Source organism: Hoeflea sp. (genome assembly GCF_984452065.1).
The window spans coordinates 1-5666 of sequence record NZ_CFHWAF010000020.1 but is presented as its reverse complement, the minus strand read 5'-3'; the positions used below and the strand labels follow the sequence as shown (position 1 = coordinate 5666).

Genomic DNA, 5666 nt, shown 5'->3' with positions numbered 1-5666 from the left:
GCATAGGGTACGGCCTCACGCGGCGTGCGCTGATCGAAACCCGTGACCGTAAAGCCGCATTCATGCAGCAGCAGCGCGGCCAGCTTGCCGACCTTGCCAAGTCCGAGAACCGCAATGTCCTTCATGTCATGTCCCCGCCTTCAGATATCGAATTTGATGCCCTGCGCCAAAGGCAGTTCGCGTGAATAGTTCACCGTGTTGGTCTGCCGGCGCATATAGGCCTTCCAGGCGTCCGAACCGGATTCACGCCCGCCGCCGGTTTCCTTTTCCCCGCCGAACGCACCGCCGATCTCGGCGCCGGACGGTCCGATATTGACGTTGGCAATGCCGCAGTCGGAACCGACATCAGACAGGAATTCTTCCGCCTCGCGCACATCGGTGGTGAAGATGCAGGAGCTGAGCCCTTGGGGCACCGCGTTCTGCATCTCGATGGCTTCGCCAAGCTCCTTGTACTTCATGACATAGAGGATCGGAGCGAAGGTCTCGTGCCTGACGATATCACTCTGGTCCGGCATCTCGACAATGGCAGGCGCCATATAGGCCGCATCCGGATAGGAGGCGATCAGTGTCGGTTCGCCGCCATGCACCGCCCCGCCCTCGGTTTGCGCCTTATCCAGCGCCGACTGCATGGCGCCCTTCGCGTCCGCGTCGACGAGCGGCCCGACAAGGACGCCCTCTTCGAGCGGATTGCCGATCGGCAGGCCGCAATAGGCATCCTTCAGCCTCGGCAGCAGCGCGTCGTAAATGCTCTCATGGACGATCAGGCGGCGCAGGCTCGTGCACCGCTGCCCTGTGGTTCCGACCGCGGAAAAAACGATCGCCCGCAAGGCCATCTCCAGATCGGCGCTGCCGCTGACGATCATCGCATTGTTGCCACCCAGCTCAAGGATCGAGCGGCCGAACCGTTCGGCGACCTTGACGCCGACCGCATGGCCCATGCGCGTGGAGCCCGTCGCCGAGACGATCGCGACATCCTTCGAGCCCACCATGGCACTGCCGACATCCCGCCCGCCGACGAGCACCTGCAGCAGATTGTCCGGTGCCTCGCCGAACCGCGCCGCCGCGCGCTCGAATATTTTCCGGCAGGCCAGAGCCGTCAGAGGCGTCTTCTCGGATGGCTTCCAGAGCACGGAATTGCCGCAGACCAGGGCGACCGCCGTGTTCCAGCTCCATACGGCAACCGGAAAATTGAAGGCTGAAATGACACCGCAAACGCCCATCGGATGCCAGGTCTCGCGCATCGCGTGGCCGGGGCGCTCGGAAGCGATCGTCAGGCCGTAAAGCTGCCGCGACAGGCCGACCGCGAAGTCGCAGATATCGATCATCTCCTGAACTTCGCCCAGGCCCTCCTGATAAATCTTGCCGCATTCGAGCGTCACCAGCCGGCCGAGATTTTTCTTCTCCGCCCTCAATTCCTCGCCAAGAAACCTGACCAGTTCCCCGCGCCTTGGCGCAGGCACACGGCGCCACTGCCGGAAGGCCTTGTTGCTTGCCGCGATTGCCTTTTCGACATCCGCGACCGTATCGGTCTTCAGCGACGCGATGCGGCTTCCGTCAATCGGCGTATGGACATGCAGCGATCCGCCTTCCAGCTCACCCTTGCCGAAACCGGACGCGGTCAGGATATCTTCAAATGTCATGGCAATTTCTCCTGGATAAGAGCGACCAAAACCGCTCCCATTACACTACGGATGGATGTCATCAAAAAGCCACTTCCTTTTGTCATTTCGCTTATTTTCTGACATAATGAAAATTATCAGAAACAAAATGAAATCAGGCTATGGACGATATCGATCGCAGGCTTGTGCAGATACTAACCGAAGACGGACGACGCTCCATCTCCGATCTTGCGGCCGACCTGAAAATTTCCCGCGCCACGGTGCAAAACCGTATTGCCCGCATGAGAGACAGCGGGGCGATCAACCGGTTCACGGTCGAGCTCAGCCCGGACGAGGACGAGCGCATCATCAGCGCCTTCTGCCTTCTGAAGCTCGTCGCCAACGATATGCGCCCCACGGTGGCGAGGCTCAGGCGCATCGACGGAACCGGGGATATCCACTCCCTCAGCGGCAGTTTCGACATGATCGTGGAGATCAGAACCCATTCACTGAAGAAGCTGGACGAAATCCTCGACGACATCCGCCGTGTGCCCGATGTCGCCGAAACGGTCAGCAGCCTGCGTCTTGCCAAAGTCAGCTGACGGCCCACGGTCTTTGCCCGTCAAGGCCCATGGATATCAGCAGCGGTTCCGCGCGCTGACGTTCGCTGAAATCCGTTTTGCCCGAAAGTCCGTCCCAACCGCACGAAATCAGCGATTGCGCCACCGCACCGCCGAGCGTGTTTCCCGGCCCGAGCACAATCAGGCAATCAGGCGCGAATTCCCGCACTGACGTGTGTATGGCAGCGGTAAAATCATATGTCTGCGTGACCTGGTGACCCAGGGTGTATTCCCTCAGCGCGGTCAGATCAGTTGCCTGAGGATACCAGATGCTGCCCCTGCCATCGACCATCGCCAGTTCAGGCTGCTTGAACAAATACGGCCCGAGTGCCGCCCTGCCCTTTTCGGCGATCGGCTCCTGCAGCGGCGTATGAAACGCCGCATGGTTTGCAAGGCGCAACGGAAACCGCTCATCGACACGCGGCAGCACGGCTTCCGCCGCCGCAAGGCCGGCCTCATTGCCTGCAAGGACGAGCATTCCGCCAAGCTCAATCGAAACATAGAGGCTGCTGTTCGGCTCCAGATTGATCCGCCTGATGTGCTCGAAGACCTCCTCGCGGCGACCCGGCACCTCTCGCCAATCCGCATCGACAAACGGATAGACGAGTTGGCCGCCGATCAGGCTCTCCTGCATCAGCGTGCCCATTGTATTGACGACGTCCATGCCGCCCGCCGGAGACAGTGCGCCGGCGCAGGCGAGCGCGATGTACCAGCCCATGGAGTTGCCGGTCACGGCAAGGATATCGAACTTTGACCGGTCAATTGCGAGAAAATCGCAATAGGCGCAGGCATAGATCAGCGGCGATGCATTGTCGCCACGCGAGAACGCGCCGACACTGTAGCGCTCCGCGCCGTCCAGCGCGCTGACGGTCACCTGATCGCGTTCGTTCCGATAAGCATCCACCATGGCGATGAAGTCTGTCTTGTCGGCATGATGCCGTCCGAGATAGCCGAGCTCCGCCTTGTTGTAAGTCCCGCGCCCGGGACAGATGACGACAGCGGTGCGGGTCATGACCGCCTGCCCGTCAGTTCCAGCGCCGCTTCGACAATCGCGTCGCGGCTCGGAAGCGTTGCGGTCGCGGCACGTCCGAGCGGAATGAAGCTGTCATAAGCGGCGATCCGCGCAATCGGCTTCTCGGGGTCCGCCCGTTCAGCCAGAAGCGCCATCAGCGCCTCGGACTGGGAGCCGGTCGTCCGGCATTCATCGACGACAAGCACATGTCCGCAAGGTCCGACGGCCTCCAGGATCGCCTCGGTATTGAGCGGCGCCAGCCAGCGCAGATCGATAATGCGGGCCTGCAGTCCGTGCGCGTCTTCGAGAATCTTCCCGGCCTGGCGCGAAAGGTAATAGCCGTTCCCGTAGGTCAGGACTGCAAGGTCGGTGCCGTCACCATGCCGGCCGATCTCACCAAGCCTGATCGGCGAACCGGCTCCCGGCGCCTCATAGACCGACGTCCATAAACCGTCCTTTTCCGCATGCAGGTCACGCGTCATGTAAAGCGCAATCGGCTCAATGAACGCCACGACGCGCTGTTCCTCGCGCGCCAGCCGCACGCATTCGCGCAGCATGTGCACCCCGTCGGCACCGTTTGACGGGCAGGCGATCACGACACCCGGAATATCGCGCAGCACGGCAAGGCTGTTGTCGTTGTGGAAGTGGCCGCCGAAGCCCTTTTGATATCCAAGACCGGCGATGCGGATGACCATCGGGTTGGTGAACTGCCCGCCTGAAAAGAAACTCAGTGTCGCCGCCTCGCCGCGCAGTTGGTCCTCGGCATTGTGCAGATAGGCGAGGAACTGTATTTCCGGTATCGGCACGAAACCGTTGTGGGCGAGACCGATCGCAAGGCCCAGGATCGACTGCTCGTCCAGAAGCGTGTTGATGACCCGGTGCGCGCCGAACCGGTCATGCAGTTTCGAGGTCACGTTGTAGACACCGCCCTTCGGCCCGATATCCTCCCCGGCGAGCACGATCTCGTCATGCTCAAGCATCAGGTCGGTCAAGGCCCAGTTGAGGAGCCGCGCCATATGCTGCGGCGCGTCCAGCGCCTTGGCATCGCTGCCGAAGAGGCCCCGCCTTTCGTCTGCCGAGGGCCCGTTGCCGCGCCGGCAGGCGCGGGCCGGCGGAACGAGGCTCGCCATCACGTCCTTCGGCGTCGCAAGTTTGGGCCGCGTGATCACCTTCTCGGCAATCCGGGCGCAGCGCGCCTCCTCCTCATGATAGATCGAAAGCACATCGTCGCGACCGAGCATGCCGTGCTCCATCAGGAGGCGGGCGGAATGAAGCAGCGGATCATTGGCCTCATCCGCTTCGACCTCGGCCTTTTTCATGTAGACGGTCTGCATGTCCGAACCGGCATGGCCGTAGAGGCGCACGGTGGACATGTGAAGAAAAGCCGGTTTGCGGCGACGGCGCACGAAATCGGCAGCCTCTCTTGCCCTGACGTAGGTTTCGACGAGATCGAGACCCGAGCAGCGATAATAAGCCAGTCCCGGACGCTGACCCATCGTCGCTTCGATCCACCCGCCAGGCGTCTTTGTCGAAATCCCGATGCCATTGTCCTCGCACACGAAGAGAAGCGGCAGCGGAATGCCCTGATAGGCAGTCCAGCAAGCGGTATTGAACGCACCCTGCGCGGTGGAATGATTGGCCGAAGCATCGCCAAAACTGCAGTGGACGATCGCGCCCTCCAGCATCTGCCGATGCTCTGGATCGATCCGCCGCGCAAGGCCGATGGAATAGGCCGCACCGACCGCCTTCGGCAGATGGCTTGCAATGGTCGAGGTCTGCGGCGGGATCATCAGGGCTTTTGAGCCGAGCACCTTGTGGCGGCCGCCGGATATCGGATCGTCGCTCGACGCGACAAAGCTCAGAAGCATGTCCCATGCGGGCGATTGCCCGGGCACCTGCGCCGCCCGCTGAAGCTGGAAGGCCGCGTCGCGGTAGTGCAGGAACGCCATGTCGCCCGGCCTCAGCGCGGCGGCGATCGCGGCATTGCCCTCATGCCCGGACGAACCGATGGTGTAGAATCCCTCGCCACGCGCCTGCAGCCTGCGCGAGATCCGATCGAGCTGACGCGACAGCACCTGGCTGCGGAACCTCCCGATCATCTGATGCGGCAGGAGCTCCGCATCATCGGGTGTCAGGCCGGCGACCGGCGGCGGAAAATCAGCCGCCGCGACACGTTTCAGGAAGTTCTCGTGGACGATGTCCGCGCGGTCCATCTCGCACCCGTCAGAAAAACGCCTGCAATCCGGTCTGCGCCCGCCCGAGGATCAGCGCATGGACATCATGCGCGCCCTCATAGGTGTTGACGGTTTCAAGGTTGCACATATGACGCATCACCTGGAACTCTTCCGAAATCCCGTTGCCGCCATGCATGTCGCGGGCCAGGCGCGCAATGTCGAGCGCCTTGCCGCAATTGTTCCGCTTGACGATGGAGATCAT

Annotated in this window: 5 protein-coding genes and 1 pseudogene; 1 reads left to right on the top strand and 5 read right to left on the bottom strand. The window is 62.0% G+C overall.

From position 1 onward, the window contains the following. A pseudogene (locus AC5E6N_RS05890) lies at nt 1-125 on the bottom strand (L-lysine dehydrogenase); the annotation flags it as partial. Nucleotides 126-140: 15 nt separating this feature from the next. Then, a complete protein-coding gene (amaB, locus tag AC5E6N_RS05885) occupies nt 141-1640 on the bottom strand; it encodes an L-piperidine-6-carboxylate dehydrogenase (RefSeq protein WP_491746943.1) in 1500 nt (499 codons plus the stop codon). A 140-nt stretch (nt 1641-1780) separates the two neighbouring features. On the opposite strand from amaB, the gene AC5E6N_RS05880 reads away from it, so the two are divergent. Then, nucleotides 1781-2200, top strand: a complete 420-nt coding sequence (locus tag AC5E6N_RS05880) for an Lrp/AsnC family transcriptional regulator (RefSeq protein ID WP_491687632.1) — start codon at nt 1781-1783, stop codon at nt 2198-2200. On the opposite strand, the gene AC5E6N_RS05875 is transcribed toward AC5E6N_RS05880, so the two are convergent. The 3 genes from AC5E6N_RS05875 to AC5E6N_RS05865 form a co-directional block, all read right to left on the bottom strand. After that, nucleotides 2193-3230 (bottom strand): ACP S-malonyltransferase, encoded by a 1038-nt coding sequence (locus AC5E6N_RS05875; RefSeq protein WP_491746942.1) that lies wholly within the window; start codon nt 3228-3230, stop codon nt 2193-2195. The genes AC5E6N_RS05880 and AC5E6N_RS05875 overlap by 8 nt on opposite strands. Beyond that, a complete protein-coding gene (locus AC5E6N_RS05870; protein ID WP_491746941.1) occupies nt 3227-5443 on the bottom strand; it encodes a dehydrogenase E1 component subunit alpha/beta in 2217 nt (738 codons plus the stop codon). Before AC5E6N_RS05870 ends, AC5E6N_RS05875 begins: the two co-directional genes overlap by 4 nt. A 10-nt stretch (nt 5444-5453) precedes the next feature. Then, the coding region (locus tag AC5E6N_RS05865; RefSeq protein WP_491746940.1) for an acyl-CoA dehydrogenase family protein at nt 5454-5666 on the bottom strand (213 nt) is incomplete at its 5' end.